The 21,459-nt window shown below is 67.2% G+C and carries 16 protein-coding genes and 1 riboswitch; of the genes, 14 read left to right on the top strand and 2 right to left on the bottom strand.

Annotated elements, in window-relative coordinates; all coding sequences use genetic code 11:
* Position 1: 1 nt before the first annotated feature.
* Both ETR14_RS10305 and ETR14_RS10300 read right to left on the bottom strand, forming a co-directional pair.
* Entirely contained in the window at positions 2-1,060 is a 1,059-nt protein-coding gene (locus ETR14_RS10305; protein WP_129384523.1) for an alpha/beta fold hydrolase, read from the bottom strand.
* 32 nt (positions 1,061-1,092) lie between these two features.
* Positions 1,093-1,207, bottom strand: a riboswitch (SAM-I-IV-variant riboswitch).
* Positions 1,208-1,257: 50 nt separating this feature from the next.
* The gene (locus tag ETR14_RS10300) at positions 1,258-1,944 is read right to left on the bottom strand and encodes a GntR family transcriptional regulator (protein ID WP_165356401.1); all 687 of its coding nucleotides are present in this window, start codon (positions 1,942-1,944) and stop codon (positions 1,258-1,260) included.
* 126 nt (positions 1,945-2,070) lie between these two features.
* Between ETR14_RS10300 and proB the strand changes: the two genes are divergently transcribed.
* The 14 genes from proB to gltB all read left to right on the top strand — a co-directional run bounded on the left by proB (position 2,071) and on the right by gltB (position 21,451).
* Positions 2,071-3,219 (top strand): glutamate 5-kinase, encoded by a 1,149-nt coding sequence (gene proB, locus ETR14_RS10295; protein ID WP_129384521.1) that lies wholly within the window; start codon positions 2,071-2,073, stop codon positions 3,217-3,219.
* Positions 3,219-4,445, top strand: coding sequence for a glutamate-5-semialdehyde dehydrogenase (locus ETR14_RS10290; RefSeq protein ID WP_206186016.1), 1,227 nt, complete (start codon positions 3,219-3,221; stop codon positions 4,443-4,445). Before proB ends, ETR14_RS10290 begins: the two co-directional genes overlap by 1 nt.
* A gap of 131 nt (positions 4,446-4,576) precedes the next feature.
* On the top strand, positions 4,577-4,705 hold the full coding sequence (locus tag ETR14_RS29535; protein WP_256370201.1) for a hypothetical protein: 129 nt from the start codon (positions 4,577-4,579) through the stop codon (positions 4,703-4,705).
* A 90-nt stretch (positions 4,706-4,795) separates the two neighbouring features.
* Positions 4,796-6,538: a homoserine dehydrogenase gene (locus ETR14_RS10285; protein ID WP_129384520.1), complete on the top strand. Its 1,743-nt coding sequence runs from the start codon at positions 4,796-4,798 to the stop codon at positions 6,536-6,538.
* A gap of 11 nt (positions 6,539-6,549) precedes the next feature.
* A complete protein-coding gene (locus ETR14_RS10280) occupies positions 6,550-7,494 on the top strand; it encodes a homoserine kinase (protein WP_129384519.1) in 945 nt (314 codons plus the stop codon).
* 4 nt (positions 7,495-7,498) lie between these two features.
* Positions 7,499-8,803, top strand: a complete 1,305-nt coding sequence (gene thrC, locus ETR14_RS10275) for a threonine synthase (protein ID WP_129384518.1) — start codon at positions 7,499-7,501, stop codon at positions 8,801-8,803.
* Between the two features lie 372 nt (positions 8,804-9,175).
* Entirely contained in the window at positions 9,176-10,186 is a 1,011-nt protein-coding gene (gene ilvC, locus ETR14_RS10270) for a ketol-acid reductoisomerase (protein ID WP_129384517.1), read from the top strand.
* A 2-nt stretch (positions 10,187-10,188) separates the two neighbouring features.
* Positions 10,189-11,886: an acetolactate synthase 2 catalytic subunit gene (gene ilvG, locus ETR14_RS10265; RefSeq protein WP_129384516.1), complete on the top strand. Its 1,698-nt coding sequence runs from the start codon at positions 10,189-10,191 to the stop codon at positions 11,884-11,886.
* Entirely contained in the window at positions 11,883-12,146 is a 264-nt protein-coding gene (locus ETR14_RS10260; protein WP_129384515.1) for an ACT domain-containing protein, read from the top strand. The genes ilvG and ETR14_RS10260 overlap by 4 nt, the downstream gene beginning before the upstream one ends.
* The gene (locus tag ETR14_RS10255) at positions 12,143-13,726 is read left to right on the top strand and encodes a 2-isopropylmalate synthase (RefSeq protein ID WP_129384514.1); all 1,584 of its coding nucleotides are present in this window, start codon (positions 12,143-12,145) and stop codon (positions 13,724-13,726) included. Before ETR14_RS10260 ends, ETR14_RS10255 begins: the two co-directional genes overlap by 4 nt.
* A gap of 17 nt (positions 13,727-13,743) precedes the next feature.
* Positions 13,744-14,844 carry a 3-isopropylmalate dehydrogenase gene (leuB, locus tag ETR14_RS10250; RefSeq protein ID WP_129384513.1) on the top strand — a complete coding sequence of 367 codons (1,101 nt, stop codon included), beginning with the start codon at positions 13,744-13,746 and terminating at the stop codon, positions 14,842-14,844.
* Positions 14,841-16,271 (top strand): 3-isopropylmalate dehydratase large subunit, encoded by a 1,431-nt coding sequence (gene leuC, locus ETR14_RS10245; RefSeq protein WP_129384512.1) that lies wholly within the window; start codon positions 14,841-14,843, stop codon positions 16,269-16,271. The genes leuB and leuC overlap by 4 nt, the downstream gene beginning before the upstream one ends.
* On the top strand, positions 16,268-16,831 hold the full coding sequence (gene leuD / locus ETR14_RS10240) for a 3-isopropylmalate dehydratase small subunit (RefSeq protein ID WP_129384511.1): 564 nt from the start codon (positions 16,268-16,270) through the stop codon (positions 16,829-16,831). The genes leuC and leuD overlap by 4 nt, the downstream gene beginning before the upstream one ends.
* 3 nt (positions 16,832-16,834) lie before the next feature.
* Positions 16,835-21,451 carry a glutamate synthase large subunit gene (gene gltB / locus ETR14_RS10235; protein WP_129391660.1) on the top strand — a complete coding sequence of 1,539 codons (4,617 nt, stop codon included), beginning with the start codon at positions 16,835-16,837 and terminating at the stop codon, positions 21,449-21,451.
* The last annotated feature ends 8 nt before the right edge of the window (positions 21,452-21,459 follow it).

Below are 21,459 nucleotides of genomic sequence, written 5' to 3'. Positions count from 1 at the left end.
GTCAGGCGGCCAGGAAGGACGACGCGATCCGGCCGACACTCTCCGCGTCCTTGAGGAACATGTCGTGGCCGTAGAGGCAGGGCAGCAAGTGGAGTTCGACCGGTCCGGCCAGACGTTCGGCAAGGCTGCGGATCTGCGCCGGCGTGACGAGCTGGTCGGTCTCGGCACCGATCAGCAGAACGGGACAATCGATCTTGGCAGGATCGACGCAGTGGCGATCGATCGAGGCGGAAAGGCTGAGGAATCGTTCCGGCGACATCACCGCGAGGAAATCGCGGCCGCGGGCGCGCAGATAGGCGCCGGGCGCGGAGGCGGTCTGCGGACAACAGCCGCCGATGCCGCCGGCGAAGCGTTCGGCGAATTCGTCCGGGGTGCGGTAGGTGAGCATCGCCATCCCGCGCGCGATTGCCAGCGCCTCGTCGCCCTTGCCGCTCTCCAGCCCGAGCGCGACCACGCGGCGCTGCAGCTCGCGATTGGCGGTCGATGCCGGATGCGGCTCGCCACCCGCGGAAATTATCACCAGCTTCCCTACCCGCTCCGGAAAACGCTGTGCCAAGGCGAGGGCCACCATGCCGCCATAAGAGGCGCCGATGATCGTGTCGGCGCGCGTGCGGCCGAGCCGGTCCAGCGCGGCGACGACCACCTGCGCCTGCTCCTCGGTTGTCGGCGCGGCGCGGCCGGTCGCATCGCCGGCGAAATCGAGGCCGACGATATAATGGCGGGCAGGATCGACCGCGCGACCGTCGCCGACCAGGCCCGGCCACCAGCCCGGCGCACCGTCGGGGTTGCGGGCGACGAAGCGGTTGCCGGAGATCCCGCCGAGAACGACGATCGTCTGCCCTTCCGGGTTGCCGGTCGCCGTCGCACGAGTCCACCGGCCGAACGCCGCCAGTGTCGTTGGAAGGGGAACCTCAACATCCAGAAAGACCGGCTCGGAAGGCCTTGCGGTCGCCGCCTGCGCCACTTCGGTTGCCAGCGTCGTTGCGGGGCGCGCGCCGAAAGCAAGACCGAGGCGCGGCCTTGTGGTCTCGGTGGGGGCGCGTTCGAGAGTCAGATCCATCTTCCTTACCTTGCGCTCGGGAGATGTGGCTTGGAGACCCGCTTCGTTGCCGGCTCGGCCGCATCGTCCCCGAAAAACCTGGGACCGCCACCTTGCCCGGGAGGGCAGGTTGGCGTGGGCCGTCACGGCCCACTCTTGATGCACGGAGGCCCGAAGGCTTCCGATGGCCGCCTCTTACGGCCGAACAGGTTAACAGGTCAAGACGGCAGCGGTCCGGATTCCGGCAGGTTGTCGAGGCCGAGACTGCGCCGCGCCGGGCTGGAATGGCCGCGCATCAGCGTCTCGGCGACGTCCGGCTGCCCCGAATCGATGGCGTCGACGATGGCGTGGTGCTGGTGGTGGCCGGAGACGAGGATCGGGAAGATCTGCTCCAGCGGGACCCGGTTGAACGCCACCACCGCCGGCGCGACGAACGGCACCGCGTAAACCCGATGGATGAGGTCGATCAGCAGCGAATCCTGGGCGCCGGCATTGATCGTGTCGTGAAAGCGGCGGTTCATGATCCCGTAGGCGCTCTCGTCTTCCTTCACGACGTAGCCCTTGCGGAAGATGTCGTCGCCTTCCGCCAGGCAGTCGCGAAGCTCGCTGACGATCGGACCGCGGTCTGGGCGAGCGGCGAGTTCGCGCGCCGCATAGCCTTCGAGCAGGCAACGTATCTCGGTGGCCCGGAAGCTGTCCTCGACGCTGAAGCCCCGCACCGCCCAGCCGCGCTTTCCGGCCGGCTCGAGCAGCCCCTCCATTGCCAGCGCGGGCAGAGCGTTGCGCACCGGCGTGCGCGACACGCCCAGACGTTCGGCCAGCGCGGCTTCTGCGACCCGGGTTCCAGGTGCGATCGTGCCTTCCACGATCAGCTCACGAATTCGCTGCGCTACCGGACTTTCCACGCGCTCTCCCAAATCTGTTGCCATGTGCGGCTTTGTGACGCCCCTTGCTAGGAGGGAAGGTCGCCCGCCGCAACATGGGATACAATTTGCGTTGTGCCGCTCGAATGCGGTCGCATAATCGCGCGTATGAGCGCGCAGACCCTTTCCAAGCCCTTGGATGCCACCCGCCTGATTGCGGATGCGCGGCGAATCACGGTCAAGGTCGGATCGTCGCTGTTGATCGACTCGGGTAGGGAAGACGTGCGCCGCGCCTGGCTGCGCACCCTTGGTGCGGACCTCGCCGCTCTGCGAAACGGCGGCAAGCAGTTGGTCGTGGTCTCCTCCGGGGCCGTGGCGCTTGGCCGCGGCAAGCTTGGCCTCAAACGCTCTGCCCGGCTCGACATCAAGCAGGCCGCCGCCGCTGCGGGCCAGCCGCGGCTGATGGCCGCCTGGGACGAGGCCATGGGCGAAGCCGGGATCCCGACGGCGCAATTGCTGCTCACCGTCGAAGATACCGAGTCGCGGCGCCGCTGGCTGAATGCGCGCGCCACGATCGAAGTGCTGCTGGCCGAAGGCGCGCTGCCGGTGGTCAACGAGAATGACAGCGTCGCGACAGAGGAATTGCGGTACGGCGACAACGATCGGCTGTCAGCACGGGTCGCTCAGATGGTGCGCAGCGACGTGCTGATCCTGTTGTCCGACGTCGATGGCCTCTACACCGCCGATCCGAGCCGCGATCCGGCCGCCGAGCACCTGCCTCTGGTCGAGGAGATCGACGCCAGGATAGAGGGCTTCGCCGGCGGTGCCGGCAGTGCCGGAGTCGGCACCGGCGGCATGCGCACCAAGATCGCCGCCGCGCGGATCGCCCGCGGCGTCGGCTGTGCGACAATCATCGCCAAGGGTCAGGATCCGCACCCGCTCCGTGCGCTCGGCGACGGAGCCCGCGCCACCGTGATCGCAGCCTGTGGCTCTCCCGCCGGCGCCTACAAGCAGTGGATCGCCGGCACGCTCACTCCGGCCGGCGCTCTCGTCATCGATGCGGGCGCGGTGCGCGCCTTGCTCGGCGGCAAAAGCCTGCTCCCCGCGGGCGTCCGCCGGGTCGACGGCGAGTTCGAGCGCGGCGTCTGTCTGCGCGTGCTCGATCCCGACGGGCGGGAGGTCGCCCGCGGCCTCACCGCCTACACGTCGGCGGAGGCCGGTGCGGTGCAGGGCTACGTCAGCACGCTGATCGCCGATCGCCTGGGCTATGCGGGCCCCGACGAGATCATTCACCGCGACGATCTGGTGCTGATGTGATGCGGACCGAGATGGAGAATATGGGCCGCGAGGCGCGGAGCGCCGCGTCGGTGCTGCGCACCCTGTCGGCCGACGTCCGGTCGGCCGCGATCCGTGGGATGGCGCGCCGCGTCCGCACCCATGCGGCGGCCATCCTCGCTGCCAATGCGAAGGATGTTGCCGCAGCCAGCGGAATGGTCGACCGGCTGCGCCTCGACGAGGCGCGACTGGAAGGGATCGCCGTCGCGATCGAGGAAGTTGCCGCGCTCCCAGATCCGGTCGGCGCCGAGATCGCCCGATGGCAGCGGCCGAACGGCCTCGACATCGCCCGGGTGCGAACTCCGATCGGCGTGATCGGCATGATCTACGAAAGCCGGCCCAACGTCACCGCCGACGCCGCCGCAATCTGCCTTCGCTCCGGCAATGCGATCATCCTGCGGTCCGGTTCGGAAGCGTTGCGAAGCGCCCGCGCCATCCACCTCGCCCTTGCGGAGGGTCTCGCCGAATCGGGTTTGCCCGCAGGCGCAGTCCAGATCGTGCCGACCGCCGATCGTGCCGCGGTCGGGATGATGCTCGAAGGGCTGGCGGGCGCGATCGATCTGATCATTCCGCGCGGCGGCAAAGCCCTGGTCGAGCGGGTCAGCCGCGAGGCCCGGGTGCCGACGCTCGGCCATCTCGAGGGCATCTGTCACACCTATGTCCACCAGTCGGCGGACCCGGCCAAGGCCGCGGCGATCGTCGCCAATGCCAAGATGCGCCGAGTCTCGGTCTGCGGCTCCACGGAAACGCTGCTGATCGACCGGAGCGTCGCCGCGAGTCTGTTGCCCCAAATCGCGCAGGCGCTCGAGGGATGCGAATTGCGCGGCGATGCCGAAGCGCATGCCCTGGTTCCCATGACGGCCGCAAACGAGGCGGATTGGAGCACCGAATATCTGGCGCCGATCCTTTCGATCCGAGTCGTCGACGGACTTGACGCCGCGGTCGCGCACATCGCCCGCTACGGCACCGGACATACCGAGGCGATCGTCGCCGAGGATGCGGCCGCGGCCGAGCATTTTCTCGACACGGTCGACAGCGCGATCGTGATCTGGAACGCGTCGACCCAGTTTGCCGACGGCGGCGAGTTCGGCTTCGGCGCGGAGATCGGGATCGCGACCGGCAAGCTCCACGCCCGCGGCCCGGTCGGCCCCGAACAGCTAACGACGTTCAAATATTGCGTCCGCGGCACCGGCCAGACACGGCCGTGACCAGAGGTCTCGGCTCGTTTGTATCCCAAAGGGCCCGTGCAACGCCCCGATTAGGTGTGGGGTGTCGATTTCCTGTTGACCTTTGGTGTGGATCACGGCATTTTTGGGATCCCAAGTTTAGGAATCACCTCGTGCGCCTTCGTCACGCCATGCCGATCGATCGCTGCGCCTCGGGCGCCGACGCCGACATGCGCTCGGTCGTCGTCACGATGATGATTATTAGCACCATCACCACCCCGGCCCGGGGGGCGAGCGGCTGACGCGGTTTCACAACCAGGTTTCACCGACCCGCTCTCCCCTCAGGCGAGCGGGTCTTTTTTTGCCTACCATCACCAGAAAGCGAACTTCCCATGGCCAATGACGACAAAGCCGGCGCGACACGCCTCTGCGTCCTGAAATTCGGCAGCTCGGTGCTCGGCACCGAAGCCGATTATCCGGCGGTGGCGCTCGAGATTTACCGGCATGTGCGCGATGGCGAGAAGGTGGTGGCGGTGGTCTCGGCCCTCGCGGGGCAGACCGATTCGCTGCTCGAGCAGGCCGAGCGCGTCGGCGGCGCGGCACCGGATGGTCTGGTGGCGCGGCTGGCCCGCGTCGGCGAACTTCATTCCGCTGCGTTGATGGCGCTTGCGCTCAGCAAGGTCGGTGTCCGCGCCTGCACGATGGATCCGGACGAGATGGGCCTCGTGGCCGAAGGCGCTCCGCTCGATTCGAACCTCGTCGGCCTCGACTCGGCGGCGGTCTGGGCGAAGCTGGAGGCACACGAAGTCGTCGTCGTTCCCGGCTTTACCGCGCAGCATGCCGAGCATGGCGTGGTCACCCTTGGACGCGGCGGGACCGATCTCAGCGCCGTCTTTTTCGCTGCGCGTCTCGATGCCCACCGTGTGCGCCTGATCAAGGATGTCGATGGCGTCTATGCGGAAGATCCGGCCAAGAACCCGGGTGCCCAGCGTTTCTCCCAGATGAGCTATGCCGAAGCTGCCGAGGCGAGCTCGGGTTTGATTCAGCCGAAGGCGATCCGTGCCGCCGAATTGGAAGACGTGCTGATCGAGGTGGCCGCGCTCGGATCGGCCGAAGCGACCACGATCGCCCATCTTCCCGCGCTCAAATCCTGCCCGCCCAAGCCCGAGCGGCTGCGCGTCGCACTGCTCGGCTGCGGCGCGGTTGGCGCAGGCGTACTCGGCTACCTGCAGTCCCTGCCCGATCTGTTCGAAGTCAATCCGGTGCTGGTCCGCCGGCCCGCTAAATATGGCGAGCCGGGGCGCTACACCGCCCAGCTTTCCGAGGCGCTCGCCGGCAAGCCTGATCTCGTCGTGGAATTGCTCGGCGGCGCCGATCATCCGGCCGAGCTGATGCTGGCCGCGCTTCACGACGGTGCCCAGGTGGTGACCGCGAACAAGGCCGCGGTCGCCAAGCATTATGATTCGCTCCATGCCTGCGCCGAGGCGGGCGGCGGCGCGATCCGCTATTCGGCCGCGGTCGGCGGCGGCGCTCCGATCCTGGAGACCCTTGCGCGGCTCGACGGCGACGTCGTCGCGATCGAAGGAGTCATGAACGGCACCTGCAATTATCTGCTGAGCCGCCTCGCCGAAGGCTGGAGTTTCGACGACGCCGTTCGCCAGGCGCAGGAGCTTGGTTATGCCGAGGCCGATCCTGCCGCGGACGTCGACAGCCACGATGCCGCCGACAAGCTTTCCGTGCTGATCCGCGAAGCCTTCGGAGTTGCGCTGCTGCCGGATCGAATCGCCAAGCAGAGCCTGCGCGACGTCACTCCCGAAGCGGCCCAGGCTGCCCTCGCCCGCGGCGAAGTGCTGAAGCAGGTCGGTCGCTGCCGGCTGCTGGAGGATGGCCGCATCGAAGCCGAGGTCCGCGTCGTCGCATTGCCCGCAGCCCACCCGCTCGCCGGCGCGCGCAACGAGGAAAATCGCTTCCTCGTCACCGATGCACGCGGCAAGGTACACGAAGTGTACGGCAAGGGAGCCGGCAGATGGCCGACCGCGACGGCGGTGTTCGCAGACATGATGGACGCGCAGCGGGCGCTGCTCGGCCGCGTCTCCCCAGCGGCGCAATCGGCGCCGCTGAAGCTCCTCGCCTGAAAGGATTGAACATGCTTCAGGCTTCCGCCAGCGCACCAGCCAGCATCGGCAATGTCGGCGTCGGCTTCGATATCCTCGGCCAGGCGTTCGACGCCGCGCGCGATACCGTCACCGCGGTGCGCGAGGACGCACCCGGCGTCCGCCTCGGCGCCGTCTCCGGTCTGGTCTCCACTCTGCCCGACAACCCGGCCGACAACACAGCCCTCGCTGCGGCGCAGGCGGTGCTCGACGCGGTCGGCGCTCCGTTCGGGATGCGGCTCTCGATCGACAAGGGCGTGCCGCTCGCCGCGGGGATGGGCGGCTCCGCAGCGTCGGCGGTCGCCGGCGCCGCGGCCGCCAACGCCTTGCTCGGCCAGCCGTTCAGCGTCGAGGAATTGCTGCCTTATGCGCTGGAAGGGGAGCGTATCGCGTCCGATCCGCCGCATTGGGACAATGTCATGGCGAGCCTGCTCGGCGGGCTCGTTCTCGCCGCCAGCGAGCATCCGCCGCTGGTCCAGCGCCTGCCGGTGCCAAAGGGCATCGTCTCGGTCGTCCTCCATCCGTCCGTGAAGGTGGAAACCCGGATGGCGCGGGGCATTTTGCGCAAGGAGGTGCCGATGGCGACGGTCGTCGAGCATAGCCGCCGGGTCGCAGCGTTCGCCGCAGGCTGCGCGTCGGGCGATCTCGGCCTGATCCGCGCGGGTCTGGAAGATGTGCTGGTCGAGCCGCAGCGGCAGCACCTGCTGCCGGTGTTGCCCGCCGTGAAGCGCGCCGCGCTCGCGGCCGGAGCGCTCGGCTGTTCCTTCTCCGGCTCGGGCCCCTCGGTCTTCGCCTGGGCACTGGAAGGCGAAGCCGATGCCGTCGAGGACGCGATGAGCTGGACGTTCGTCGAGGCCGGCATTGCCGCCCGGGCCTATCGGGCCGCGGTCGCGTCGGAGGGCGCACGAGTCGAACGGATCAGCGAGGAAGTGGCGTAAAATCATGCAGTTCGTCAGTACACGGGGCAAGGCTGCGGCCGTCTCGCTCAGCCAGGCCATTCGCAACGGCGCCGCTCCGGACGGCGGCCTCTATCTGCCGGACGCGATCCCGGTGGCCGATCTGTCGACGCTCGATGCGGCGATGCCGTTGGCCGAGTTCGCAGGCCGGATGCTGGCACCTTTCTTCGACGAAGATCCGCTGGCGGCGGAGCTGCCGAAGATCTGCGCCGAGGCGTTCGACTTTGCGGTCCCGATCGTCACGCCGGATCCCCGGCGTCCGGACCTCCGGGCACTGGAACTCTTTCATGGCCCGACCGGCGCGTTCAAGGATTTCGGCGCGCGCTTTCTGATGGCCTGCTTCGATCGTATCGGCGATTCGGCGGATCCGCTGACCGTGCTCGCCGCGACGTCGGGCGATACCGGCGGTGCCGTCGGCTGCGCGGCGGAGGGCCGCTCCGCGGTGCGTGCCGTGATCCTCTACCCGAAGGGTCGGGTGTCGCCGTTCCAGGAATTGCAGCTCACCTGCTGGGACGATCCCGTCCAGGCGCTGGAAGTCGACGGTGACTTCGACGATTGTCAACGGGTGGTGAAAGCGGCCTTCGCAGACCGTCTCCTGTCGGATCGCCATCGTCTGACCTCGGCCAATTCGATCAATATCGGCCGCCTGCTGCCGCAAATGGCCTATGTCGGCCACGCAGCGCTACGGCTGTTCGCCGAGACCGGGGTGAAGCCGGGTTTCGTCATCCCCACCGGCAATCTCGGCCACGGTTTCGCCGCCCTTTATGCCCGCGCGCTCGGTCTGCCGATCGGGCCGATCATTCTCGTCACCAACGCCAATCGCACGCTGATCGATTGGCATCGCAGCGGCGACTATGCACCGCGACCGTCGATCACGACGCTGGCCAACGCCATGGATGTCGGGGCGCCCAGCAACTTCGAGCGTCTCGCGGCACTCTCGCCGGAGCAGGCCGAGGCGCGGGTGGACCTCGTCGACGACGAGACCATCCGGGCTCGGATGAAGTCGGAATATGAAGAGAGCGGCTATGTCTGGTGCCCGCACTCCGCGACGGCGGTCGAGGCGTGGGCGCGCCTTCCCGCCGCGGAGCAGGCGGAGCGGACATGGATCGCGGCGGCGACGGCCCATCCGTACAAGTTCGCCGAGGCGATCGAGCCCGTGATCGGTGCCGAGATTCCGCCGCCGCCGGCCTTGGCCGCCATTCTGGGCCGCCCGGCGCGAAAGCGGTCGGTGCCGGCGCAGCTAGGGGCGCTGGTGCTCGCTCTGGATGGGGAAGCGCAAGCCGCCGCTTGACGTCTTGTTTGGGATACAATCATTTTCTGCTTGGGGACGGGTCGGTGTCAGGAAAGAGCAGAATGACACATCAAAACACGAATCCGGGTTGATTTGGATCCCATAATGCAGCAAGGATGTGCTTAACGGGATCCCAAAGGGTCTTTCAGGGTGAAAAGGGCGAATCGTGCAGCCGTATCGCGTGCTGATCGAGAATGAGATGACGGAGGCGCTCGGCGCTGTCCGCTCGCCCCTTCTTACCCTCGTACTTATTACCGGACATCGGGGAGCGGCCGCAGGCTCTGAGTAAAAGGTCAGGACAGACCGGAAACCAGAACCCCCGCTCCCCGGCCGGAGCGGGGGTTTTCTTTTGCGCCACGAAGGAGAATCCAAGTGACAACCATCTATACCGAGACGGACGCAGACCGGTCCGCATTGACCGGCACCATCGCCGTCATCGGCTATGGCAGCCAGGGACGTAGCCACGCCCGCAACCTGCGCGACAGCGGCTTCGACGTGGTCGTCGGCGCCCGTGCCGGCGGCGGTGCCGAGCGCCGCGCGCGCAGCGACGGCTTCCGGGTCGTGTCGCCGGCGGAGGCCGCCAAGGAAGCCTCGCTGGTGGCGTTGCTGACTCCCGACATGGCGCACCGCGAAGTCTATGCGAAGGACATCGCGCCGAATCTGGCGCCCGGCGATGCCTTGCTCGTCGCCCATGGCTTCTCGGTTCACTACGGCGAGATCGTCCCGCGCCGCGACATCGACGTAGTTCTGGTGGCGCCCAAGGGCCCGGGCGATCTCGTCCGCCGCGAGTTCGAAATCGGCCGCGGCGTGCCGTGTCTGTTCGCCGTCCAGCAGGATTCGTCCGGCACTGCGCGCGCCAAGGCCCTGGCTTATGCGTCAGGCATCGGTGGCACGCTCGCCGGCGCGATTGAGACCACCTTCCCCGAAGAGACCGAAACCGATCTGTTCGGTGAGCAGGCCGTGCTCTGCGGCGGCGTCAGCGAGCTCGTCAATTCGGGTTTCGAAGTGCTGGTCGAGGCCGGCTACAAGCCCGAAGTCGCCTATTTCGAGTGCCTGCACGAGCTCAAGCTGATCGTCGATCTGCTCTACGAGGGCGGCATCGCCAAGATGCACCAGTTCATCTCCGAAACCGCCAAATACGGCGATTTCGTCTCTGGTCCGCGGGTGATCAACGCCGAGACTCGGGAGCGCATGCGTGAAGTTCTGAAGGACATCCGCACGGGCAAGTTCGCGTTCGACTGGATTGCCGAAAACGAGGCAGGCAAGCAGAATTACGATGCCATGCTTGCGGCCGATCTCGATCTGCCGATCGAGAAGACCGGTGCCCGCCTGCGCCAGCACATGGCGTGGCTGCAGACCAAGCCCGAGAGCGAGGCGGCCTGACCGTGAAGGCGCACGCCCGCACCCTCGCGCCCGAAGCGGCTGCCCGCCCGGTCACCGGTGCACGGCTCGTCGTCGAGGCGCTCGAGCGTGAGGGCGTGCGCACCGTCTTCGGCTATCCCGGCGGAGCGATCATGCCGCTCTACGACGCGCTGCCGGGATCGAACCTGCAGCACATTTTGGTTCGGCACGAACAGGGCGCGGCGCTCGCTGCCGACGCCTACGGCCGGGTGACCGGGGAGCCGGGCGTCTGTATCGCAACGTCGGGCCCCGGCGCCACCAACCTCGTCACCGGAATCGCCAATGCCTTCATGGACAGCGTGCCGATGGTCGCGATCACAGGACAGGTGGCGACATCGCTGATCGGCACGGACGCCTTTCAGGAAGTCGACATCTTCGGCATCACCCTGCCGATCGTGAAGCACAGCTTCATCATCCGGAGCACCGCCGAAATCCCGCAGGTCTTCGCCGAAGCGTTCGAGCTCGCGCGTAGCGGCCGGCCCGGGCCGGTTCTGATCGACTTGCCGAAGGACATGGGCGTGGGTGCGGCGGTGCCGAACCCGGTCGTCGTCGAACGGTTCGCGCACCCGGCTGCCGATCCTGCCGCGATCGCCAAAGCCAATGCGCTGATCGCCGAAGCGCGCGCGCCCATCCTCTATTTCGGTGGCGGCATCGCCATCGCCCGTGCCGAGCCGTCGCTGCGCGCCTTCGCGAAGCGGAGCGGCATCCCCGCCGTCGCCACCCTGAAGGGCCTTGGCGGAATCCCGACCGACGATCCCGACTTTCTCGGCATGCTCGGCATGCACGGCATGCGCGCCGCCAACATGGCGATCGACACGTGCGATCTGCTGATCTGCGTCGGCGCCCGGTTCGACGATCGGGCCACCGGCAAGCTCGACACCTTCGCGCCCAAGGCCAAGGTGATCCACATCGACGGTGATCCGTTCGAAATCGGCAAGCTGCGGCGCGCCGAGGTGGGTATCTCCGGCAATGTTTCGGACATCCTCGATGCCTTGACTGCGCGGCCCGCGCATGCCGACGCGTGGAGGGCACAATGCCGCGAGCAGAAGGCAATGTGGGCGATGTCCTACGATGCCCCCGGTAACGGCATCTACGCTCCGGCGATGCTCAAGCAGCTGTCCGAGGCCGCCGGCGACGATGCGATCTTCACCTGCGACGTCGGACAGCATCAGATGTGGGTTGCGCAGCATTGTCGCTTCTCCCGGCCTCAGGCGCATCTGACTTCCGCCGGGCTCGGCACGATGGGCTACGGCGTGCCCGCCGGCATCGGCGCGCTGCTCGCCGACCCTGATGCGACGGTGATCACGGTCAGCGGTGACGGCTCGATCATGATGAACATCCAGGAACTGGCGACGCTCCGGCGTTACCGCCTGCCGCTGAAGATCGTGCTGATCGACAATTCGCAGCTCGGCATGGTCCGGCAGTGGCAGGAATTGTTCTTCGAGGAGAATTTCTCGGAGATCGATCTCAGCGACAATCCGGATTTCGCCGATCTCGCCCACGCCTTCGGGATCGAGGCGTTCACCATCGATCATCGCTCCGAAGTGCCGGCGGCGATCACGCGGCTGCTCTCCACCCATGGCCCAATCCTTTGCCACGTCCGGATCGATCCGCGCGAAAACGTCTGGCCGCTGGTTCCGCCCAACAGCTCCAACGTCCAGATGATGGAGAAGCGCAAATGAGCCATCGGCTGGAAATCGACTTCGCGATGAACGAAGGGGCCGTGCTGCGCATGATCGGCCTGGTCGAGCGCCGCGGCTTCGAAGTGCGCGGCATTCGCATGACCGAAGCCGGCGACGGCCGCGGCGCACTCGCGCTCGATCTGAGGCCACGCGATGCCGGCCGCAACCTCGGCATCGTCGCCGGCCACCTCCAGCGGCTCTACGACGTCGAGGCCGTCTGCTGCTTCAGCCCCGAACCCACCCAAGGGACAGTGCAATGACCGACACCGTCCGTATCCTGGACACCACCCTGCGCGACGGCGAACAGGCGCCGGGCTTCTCGATGACGCCCGACGGCAAGCTGCGCATGGCGAGGGCGCTCGCAGCCTTGAACGTCGACGTGATCGAAGCCGGCTTCGCCGCCTCCGGCCAGCGCGATTCGGACGCGATTGCCGATATCGCCCGGCAGATCGACGGTCCGGTGATCGCCTCGCTGGCCCGCGCCACCCGTGGCGACATCCTCGCCGCCGGAAATGCGCTCGCCCCGGCGGCACGGCGGCGCATCCACGTCTTCATCGGCACCAGTCCGCTCCACCGCGAGTTCAAACTGCACATGAGCCGTGAGACGGTGCTGGAGAACATCCGCACCGCGATCGCGTACGCCCGCGAATTCACCGACGATGTCGAATTCTCGGCCGAAGATGCGATCCGCACCGAGCGCGATTATCTCGTCGAATGCCTTTCCGCCGCCGCTGCCGCGGGCGCCGGCGTCCTCAACGTTCCGGATACGGTCGGCTACACCACCCCTGACGAGATCTTCGACCTGTTCCGCTTTCTGTCGAGCCATGTCGATCGGGCCCCCGACGTGATTTTTTCCGCCCACAATCATGACGATCTCGGCATGGCGGTGGCGAACTCCCTCGCCGCCATCCGCGGCGGGGCACGCCAGGTCGAATGCGCCGTCAACGGCATCGGCGAGCGCGCCGGCAATTGCGCGCTTGAGGATCTCGTGATGGCCATTCGCACCCGCTCGGATGCGTTCGGCGTCCGCACCAACGTCGACAGCACCAAGATCATGGCGGCGAGCCGCACGCTCGCCCAGATCACCAACACCAAGCCGGCGCGCAACAAGTCGATCGTCGGCGCCAATGCCTTCGCGCACGAATCCGGGATCCACCAGCACGGCATCCTGCAGAATCGCGAAACCTACGAGATCATGAAGCCGGAGGATATCGGCCTTACCACCGAGGCGATCGTGCTGGGCAAGCATAGCGGCCGGCACGCGCTCGCCGCGCGCGCCCAGGCGCTCGGCTATGTGCTTCAGGGGGAAAAGCTCGAAACCGCTTTCGCCGCTTTCCGCGCGGTCGCGGACGAGGTCGGCATCGTCGACACCGCGCGCTTGCTGGCCTTGCTCTCGGAGCAGGAAAGCGGCCGGCCGCAGCGGCTGTGGAAGCTGAACAAGGTCGACATCCGCGCGCCCGTCGCGGCCAAAGGCCATCCGGTCGCCCGAGTCGAGCTCGAACATGGCGAGCGCGGCCGGGTCACCGACATCGCCTCTGCGCCCGGGGCGCTCGACGCCGCCTTCTCCGCGGTCAGCCAGATGATCCGCGTTCCGGCGCGAGTCCACGCGCTCGACATGCAATATATCGCCGCCGATCCGGGGCAGACCTGCCCCGACGAGCAATGCGCCAACGTGCTCGTCGAGATCCAGATCGAGGTTGAGGGCGAAATCTTCTCCGGCCGTGCGCGGGCGCGGGACATCCTCCCCTGCTGCGTTTCGGCCTATATCGATGCTGCGTCCAACGCCGAAGCGGTGCGGGCGGTGCGCGGCAGCTTCTCGGCCGGCGCCAAGGCCGCCTGATTCAAAGGACAAGAAGAGTGACCAGGATCGTCATATTGCCGGGAGACGGCATCGGACCGGAAGTGACCAGGGAGGCGATACACTGCCTCACCATGCTGTCGGACCATTTCGAGCTCGGCTTCCGCTTCGAGGAACATCCGTTCGGCGGCGCCGGCATCGATGCCCATGCCGATCCGCTCCCGGAATCGACCCTGCGCGCCTGCCGCAATTCCGACGCCGTCTTCCTCGGTGCCGTCGGCGGGCCGAAGTGGGACAAGGCCGAAAAGCGGCCCGAAGTGGGGCTGCTCGGCCTGCGCAGCGCACTCGGCCTGTTCGCCAATCTGCGGCCTTCCCGCGTGATCCCGGGGCTGGAGAGTTTCTCGCCGCTGAAGGCGAGCGTCGCCACCGGCGCGGACATTCTGGTCGTGCGCGAGCTGACCGGCGGCCTTTATTTCGGCGAGCGCACGCAGAGCGAGGATTTCGCCAGCGATCTGTGCACCTATTCCCGCGCCGAGGTCGAGCGGATCGCCCATGTCGCATTTCGCGAGGCACGCCGCCGCGGCAGCAAGGTGACGTCGGTCGACAAGGCCAATGTGCTCGCCACCTCGAAATTGTGGCGCCGGATCGTCGAGGAGGTCGCCGGTGACTATCCCGACGTCGCACTCGATCACATGTATGTCGATGCCGCCGCGATGGCGCTGGTGTCGGCCCCGGGCCGCTTCGACGTGATCCTCACCGAGAATCTGTTCGGCGACATATTGTCCGACCAGCTGTCGGTCATCGGCGGCTCGATCGGCCTGCTCGGCTCGGCCAGCCGCGGCGAGGACGGGCCGATGATGTTCGAGCCGATCCACGGCTCGGCGCCCGATATCGCCGGCCTCGACATCGCCAACCCGGCCGGGGCGATCGCCAGCGCGGCGATGCTGCTCGAACTCGGCCTCGGCTTGCCCGAACAGGCGGCGATGCTGAACAACGCGCTCGAACAGGCTTTGCTGGACGGTGCCCGCACCGCTGACCTCGGCGGAGACGTCAGTTGCTCCGCCTTCGGTGCCCGCGTGCGCGACAAGTTGCAGGAGCGGCTGGACCGGCACAACGCCATGACCGAGCATCTGGCGATCAACCGGGGCTGCTGCGCGTGAGCTCTCCCCGCACCCTCTACCAGAAGATCTGGGACGCGCACGTCGTCGAGCAGCGCCCCGACGGGACGGCGCTGATCTACATCGACCGGCATCTCGTCCATGAGGTGACCTCGCCGCAGGCTTTCGAGGGCCTGCGGGTCGCCGGCCGCCGCGTGCGCCGTCCGGATCTCACTCTGGCCGTGGCCGATCACAATCTCCCGACCACTGCGCGCGTCGATGCCGCCGGCCGGCGACTCCCGATCGCGGACCCGGCCAGTGCCGGCCAGCTGTCCGCGCTGGAGGCCAACGTCGCCGAATTCTCGGTGCCCTATATCGAGGCGACCGCCGCCGAGCAGGGCATCGTCCATGTCGTCGGGCCGGAGCAGGGCTTCACGCTGCCCGGCACCACCGTCGTCTGCGGCGACAGCCACACTGCGGCGCATGGGGCGATGGGCGCGCTCGCCTTCGGCATCGGCACCAGCGAGGTCGAGCATGTCCTCGCCACCCAGACTTTGCTGCTCAAGCCGTCCAAGACGATGGAGATTCGGGTCGAGGGCGAACTCGGCTTCGGCGTCTCGCCCAAGGATCTGATCCTGGCCATCATCGGCCGGCTCGGCGCCGCCGGCGGCACCGGCTATGTGCTCGAATATCGCGGCTCGACCCTCCGTGACATGAGCATCGAGGGGCGTCTCACCGTCGCCAACATGTCGATCGAGGCCGGTGCCCGCTCCGGCCTGTTCGCGCCGGACGACAAGACCTTTGCCTATCTGAAGGATCGTCCATTGGCGCCGAAAGGCGAGGCCTGGACGCGGGCGGTCGAGGCCTGGAAGGCGCTTGCCACCGACGAAGGCGCGCATTTCGACGCATCGTTGCGGCTGGATGCTGCCGATATCGCGCCGACCGTCACGTGGGGTACCAGTCCCGAAGACGTCGCCCCGATCACCGGCACGATTCCCGATCCCGAGAGCTTTGCGGATCCGGCCAAGCAGGCGGCAGCACGCGCCTCGCTCGAATATATGGGCCTGACCGCGGGGACCGCGTTGCAGGACGTCACCGTCGAGCACATTTTCATCGGCAGCTGCACCAACAGCCGCATCGAGGATCTCCGCCAGGCCGCCGATGTGGTCCGGGGCCGCAAGATCAGCAATCGGATCAAGCAGGCGCTGGTCGTTCCCGGTTCCGGTCTGGTCAAGCGCCAGGCCGAGGCGGAAGGCCTCGACCGCATCTTCACCGAGGCCGGCTTCGAATGGCGCGAGCCCGGCTGCTCGATGTGCCTCGCGATGAACCCGGACAAGGTTCCCCCGCGCGAGCGCTGCGCGTCTACCTCCAATCGCAACTTCGTCGGCCGTCAGGGGCCGGGCTCGCGCACCCATCTCGTCTCGCCAGCGATGGCGGCGGCGGCGGCCGTGACCGGCCGTCTCGCCGACGTGCGGGAGCTGGTGCGATGACTCCGTTCACTTGCGTCGAAGGACGGGCGATCCCACTCGGCCGCAAGAATGTCGACACCGACGTGATCATCGGCGCCGAGCATCTTAAAACGACTCAGCGATCCGGCCTGGGCAGGCACGCGTTCGGATCGATCCGCGCCGAAGATGGAAACGTGTTCGACGATCCCGCCTTTGCGGGCGCGCCGATCCTCATCGCCGGCGACAATTTCGGCTGCGGATCGAGCCGGGAGCACGCCGCCTGGGCGCTTGCCGATCTCGGCATCCGAGTGGTCGTAGCGCCTAGCTTTTCGGATATTTTTTCCGGCAACGCTTTTAAAAATGGGATCCTGACGGTAGTCCTTCCACAGGGGGCAGTGGACCGGCTTCTGAGCGTTGCCGAAGAGCTTCCTCTCACGGTCGACCTGGAGACGATGACGGTAACGTCGCCGCTCCAGGACCGCTTCAGTTTCGAATTGGATCCCTTCCGGCGCGAATGTTTGCTGGGAGGCTTGGATGAAATCGCCCTGACCATGGCCAGCGAAGCCGCGATCAGGGCCTATGAACTACGGACGGGCACTTAGATGGTGAAAGCGCCGGAAAAGCAGGGACTCTACGACCCCCGCAACGAGAAGGACGCCTGCGGCGTCGGCTTCATCGCCAACATCAAGGGCGAGAAGTCGAACGACATCATCCGCGACGGCCTGCAGATTCTGGCCAATCTCGATCATCGCGGCGCGGTCGGTGCCGATCCGCTGATCGGTGACGGCGCCGGCTGCCTGATCCAGCTTCCCGACGCTTTGTTCCGCCACTGGGCGGAGGGGCAGGGCATCACCCTGCCGCCCGAAGGCGATTATGCGGTGGCGATGTGCTTCCTGCCGCGCGATGCCGAAAGCCGCGAGGCCGCGGTCGCGCGGCTCGAACGTTATGTCGAGATCGAGGGCCAGACCCTGCTCGGCTGGCGCGACGTGCCGGTCGATCCCACCGGCATGAGCCCGACCATCGTCGCCGCCATGCCGGTGATCCGGCAGGCGATCGTCGGTCGCGGCGACCGGATCAAGGACCAGGATGCGTTCGAGCGCAAGTTGCTCACCATCCGCAAGCAGACGCAGAACCCGCTGTCGGAGCTCGCCGAGAAACGCGATCTGCCCGGCCTTGCCGAATTCTACATCCCGAGCTTCTCCAGCCGGACGATCATCTACAAGGGCCTGTTGCTCGCGACCCAGGTCGGTACCTTCTACAAGGACCTGCAGAATCCGCTCACCAGGTCGGCGCTGGCGCTCGTGCACCAGCGCTTCTCGACCAACACCTTCCCGTCGTGGAAGCTCGCCCACCCGTTCCGGTTCATCGCCCACAATGGCGAGATCAACACGGTGCGCGGCAACGTCAACTGGATGAACGCCCGCCGCCGCACGCTCGAATCGCCGCTGCTCGGGGCCGACCTCGACAAGATGTGGCCGCTGATCCCGCATGGCCAGTCGGACACGGCAAGCCTCGACAATGCGCTCGAGCTGCTCGTCGCCGGCGGTTATTCGCTGCCGCACGCGGTGATGCTGCTGATCCCGGAAGCCTGGGCCGGCAACGCCCAGATGGATGCGCAGCGCCGCGCCTTCTACGAATATTATGCCGCCCTGATGGAGCCGTGGGACGGCCCCGCCGCGATCGCCTTCACCGACGGCCGCCAGATCGGCGCCACCCTCGATCGCAACGGCCTGCGGCCCGCGCGCTTCACCGTCACCGACGACGACCGGATCATCATGGCGTCGGAGAGCGGCACCCTGCCGATCCCGGAAGAGCGGATCCTGCGCAAGTGGCGGCTCCAGCCCGGCCGCATGCTGCTGATCGATCTCGAACAGGGACGGATCGTCGAGGACGAAGAGATCAAGGCCGAACTCGCGCAGGCGCATCCTTATGGCGACTGGCTGCGTGAGACCCAGTTCCGGCTGGAAAGTCTGCCGGCAAGCGAGGATTCGCCGGAGCGCAGCCGCGCCGCCGACGAACTCGGCCGCGTCCAGAAGGCGTTCGGCTATTCGGAAGAGGATCTGAAACTCTTCCTCGCCCCGATGGGCCGCAATGCCGACGATCCGATCGGATCGATGGGCACCGACACGCCGATCGCGGTGCTTTCGCGCCGGCCCAAGCTGCTCTACGATTATTTCTCGCAGAATTTCGCACAGGTCACCAACCCGCCGATCGACCCGATCCGCGAAGCTATGGTGATGTCCCTGGTGTCGATGATCGGCCCGCGCCCCAATCTGCTCGGCCATCATGCCGGCAGCCACAAGCGTCTCGAAGTCGCCCAGCCCATCCTCACCAACGAGGATCTGGAGAAGATCCGGTCGATCCGCGACGTGCTCGACGGCGCCTTCCGGACCCGCACGCTCGACGCGAGCTGGCCCGAAGGGGGCGGCGGCAAGGCGCTCGAAGCCGCGCTCCAACGCCTGTGCTGGGAGGCGACCGAAGCGGTGCTCGCCGACATCAACGTGCTGATCATCTCCGATCGCAACGTCGGTGCGGATCGCGTGCCGATTCCTGCGGCGCTCGCCACCGGCGCCGTCCACCACCACCTCATCCGCCAGGGGCTGCGCATGCAGACCGGCCTCGTCGTCGAGACCGGCGAAGCACGTGAAGTGCATCATTTCTGCGTGCTCGCCGGCTATGGTGCCGAGGCGATCAACCCCTATCTCGCCTTCGAGACGCTCGACGCCCTGCGGGTCAAGGGTGAGGTGCCGCTGTCCGAGGAAGAGGTTCGCAAGAACTATATCAAGGCGGTCGGCAAGGGCATGCTCAAGGTGATGTCCAAGATGGGCATCTCCACCTACCAGAGCTATTGCGGTGCCCAGATCTTCGACGCGGTCGGCCTCGCAACGCCGCTCGTCGAGAAATATTTCACCGGCACCGCGACGATGATCGAGGGCGCCGGCATCGATCAGATCGCGGAAGAGGCAGCCCGCCGTCATCGCGAGGCCTTTGCCCGTTCGACGTCCGAAGCGCTGCCGATCGCCGGCAGCTACGCCTACCGCATCGGCGGCGAGGACCATGCCTGGACTCCGGAGAGCGTCGCCAACCTGCAGCATGCGGTGCGCGGCGACATTCCCGAGAAATACCGACTGTTCGCGGACGAGATCAACTCCCAGAACAAGCGCCTGCTGACCATCCGCGGCCTGCTGCAGCTGAAGCCGGCCGGACCGGCGGTGCCGCTCGAGGAGGTTGAATCGGCGACGTCGCTGGTCAAGCGCTTTGCGACCGGGGCGATGAGCTTCGGCTCGATCAGCCGCGAGGCGCACACCACCCTTGCGGTGGCGATGAACCGGATCGGCGCACGCTCAAACACCGGTGAGGGTGGCGAGGAGCGGGATCGCTTCAAGCCCATGGACAACGGCGACTCGATGCGCTCGCGGATCAAGCAGATCGCCTCGGGGCGGTTCGGCGTCACGACCGAATATCTGGTCAATGCCGACGATCTCCAGATCAAGGTCGCGCAGGGCGCCAAGCCCGGCGAGGGGGGCCAGCTTCCCGGCCATAAGGTCGACCGGCACATCGCCGCCGTGCGTCACTCCACGCCGGGTGTCGGCCTGATCTCGCCGCCGCCGCACCACGACATCTATTCGATCGAGGATCTCGCCCAGCTGATCCACGATCTCAAGAACGTGAACGAGCGCGCGCGCATCTCGGTCAAGCTGGTGTCCGAAGTCGGCGTCGGCACGGTCGCCGCGGGCGTCGCCAAGGCGATGGCCGACCATGTCACCATCTCCGGCTTCGAAGGCGGCACCGGCGCGTCGCCGCTGACCTCGCTGACCCATGCCGGTCTGCCCTGGGAGATCGGCCTTGCCGAGACTCAGCAGACGCTGGTGCTCAACGGCCTCCGCAGCCGCATCTCGGTCCAGGCGGACGGCGGCCTCCGCACGGGCAGAGACGTCGCCATCGCGGCGGTGCTGGGGGCCGACGAGTTCGGCTTCGCCACCGCGCCGCTGATTGCCGCCGGCTGCATCATGATGCGCAAATGCCATCTCAATACCTGCCCGGTCGGCGTCGCCACCCAGGATCCGCTGCTGCGCAAGCGCTTCACCGGCCAGCCCGAGCATGTGATCAACTATTTCTTCTTCGTCGCCGAAGAGCTGCGCGAGATCATGGCGTCTCTCGGTGTGCGCAAGCTCGAAGAGATGATCGGCCGCCCGGAGCTGCTCGACGCGCGGCCGGCGATTGCGCACTGGAAGGCCGAAGGGGTCGACTTGTCTTCCCTCCTGCACGTGCCGCATGTGGATGCGCAGGCGGCGCGCTGGAACTCGGAACAGCAACGGCACGGTCTCGACGGCGTGTTCGACCGCGAGCTGATCGAAGCGGCGGCGCCCGCGCTCGACAATGGTGCGCCGGTGCTGATCGATCGTCCGGTGCGTAACGTCCATCGCAGCGTCGGCACGATGCTGTCGGGCGAGCTGGCGCGGCGGCACGGCCATGAAGGGCTCGCGCCGGATACGATCGGCATCCGCCTGACCGGCACCTGCGGCCAGAGCTTCGGCGCGTTTCTCGCCCACGGCATCACGCTCGAGCTGACCGGCGACGGGAATGACTATGTCGGCAAGGGCCTCTCCGGCGGTCGCATCGTGATTCGCCAGCCCGCCGAAGCGAAGCGGGACGCGGCCGCCAACATCATCGTCGGCAACACCGTGCTGTACGGCGCCATCGCAGGGGAGGCCTATTTCAACGGCGTCGCCGGCGAGCGCTTCGCGGTTCGAAACTCGGGCGCCGTAGCGGTCGTCGAAGGCGCCGGCGATCACGCCTGCGAATATATGACCGGCGGCGTCGTCGTGGTGCTGGGGGCGGTCGGCCGCAACTTCGCGGCCGGCATGTCCGGCGGCATCGCCTACGTCTACGATCCGGACGGCAAGCTCGAAGCGCAGTGCAACCGCGCCGGCATCGAGCTCGAGCCGATCGCGGCCGCCGGCTCCTCCTACGGCGAGGGCATGCCGCGCCAGAAGGGCACGAGCGTGCACGACAACGGCATGGGCCATCCGCTGCGCTACGACGCGGAGCGGCTGCGCATCCTGCTCGAGCGGCACCACCTCGCCACCGGCAGCGCCCGGGCGCGGGCGTTGCTCGAGGACTGGGGCAATGCGCTCGCCCACTTCGTCAAGGTCGTGCCCTCCGAATATCGCCGGGCGCTGACCGACATGGAAATGGAAACGGCCGTCGCGGCCGAATAGAATCTGGA

Origin of the sequence: Sphingosinicella sp. BN140058 (assembly GCF_004135585.1) — a bacterium.
Taxonomy (GTDB): domain Bacteria; phylum Pseudomonadota; class Alphaproteobacteria; order Sphingomonadales; family Sphingomonadaceae; genus Allosphingosinicella.
The sequence above is the reverse complement of the archived record's forward strand: the minus strand, read 5'-3'. Positions and strand labels throughout refer to the sequence as shown.

Coding starts and splice junctions, on each gene's coding strand:
- ETR14_RS10285 (WP_129384520.1), top strand. CDS start 4,796: ATGGCCAATGACGACAAAGCCGGCGCGACACGCCTCTGCGTCCTGAAA.
- ETR14_RS10280 (WP_129384519.1), top strand. CDS start 6,550: ATGCTTCAGGCTTCCGCCAGCGCACCAGCCAGCATCGGCAATGTCGGC.
- ETR14_RS10260 (WP_129384515.1), top strand. CDS start 11,883: ATGAGCCATCGGCTGGAAATCGACTTCGCGATGAACGAAGGGGCCGTG.
- ETR14_RS10255 (WP_129384514.1), top strand. CDS start 12,143: ATGACCGACACCGTCCGTATCCTGGACACCACCCTGCGCGACGGCGAA.
- leuD (WP_129384511.1), top strand. CDS start 16,268: ATGACTCCGTTCACTTGCGTCGAAGGACGGGCGATCCCACTCGGCCGC.
- thrC (WP_129384518.1), top strand. CDS start 7,499: ATGCAGTTCGTCAGTACACGGGGCAAGGCTGCGGCCGTCTCGCTCAGC.
- ETR14_RS10305 (WP_129384523.1), bottom strand. CDS start 1,060: ATGGATCTGACTCTCGAACGCGCCCCCACCGAGACCACAAGGCCGCGC.
- proB (WP_129384521.1), top strand. CDS start 2,071: ATGAGCGCGCAGACCCTTTCCAAGCCCTTGGATGCCACCCGCCTGATT.
- ETR14_RS10290 (WP_206186016.1), top strand. CDS start 3,219: ATGCGGACCGAGATGGAGAATATGGGCCGCGAGGCGCGGAGCGCCGCG.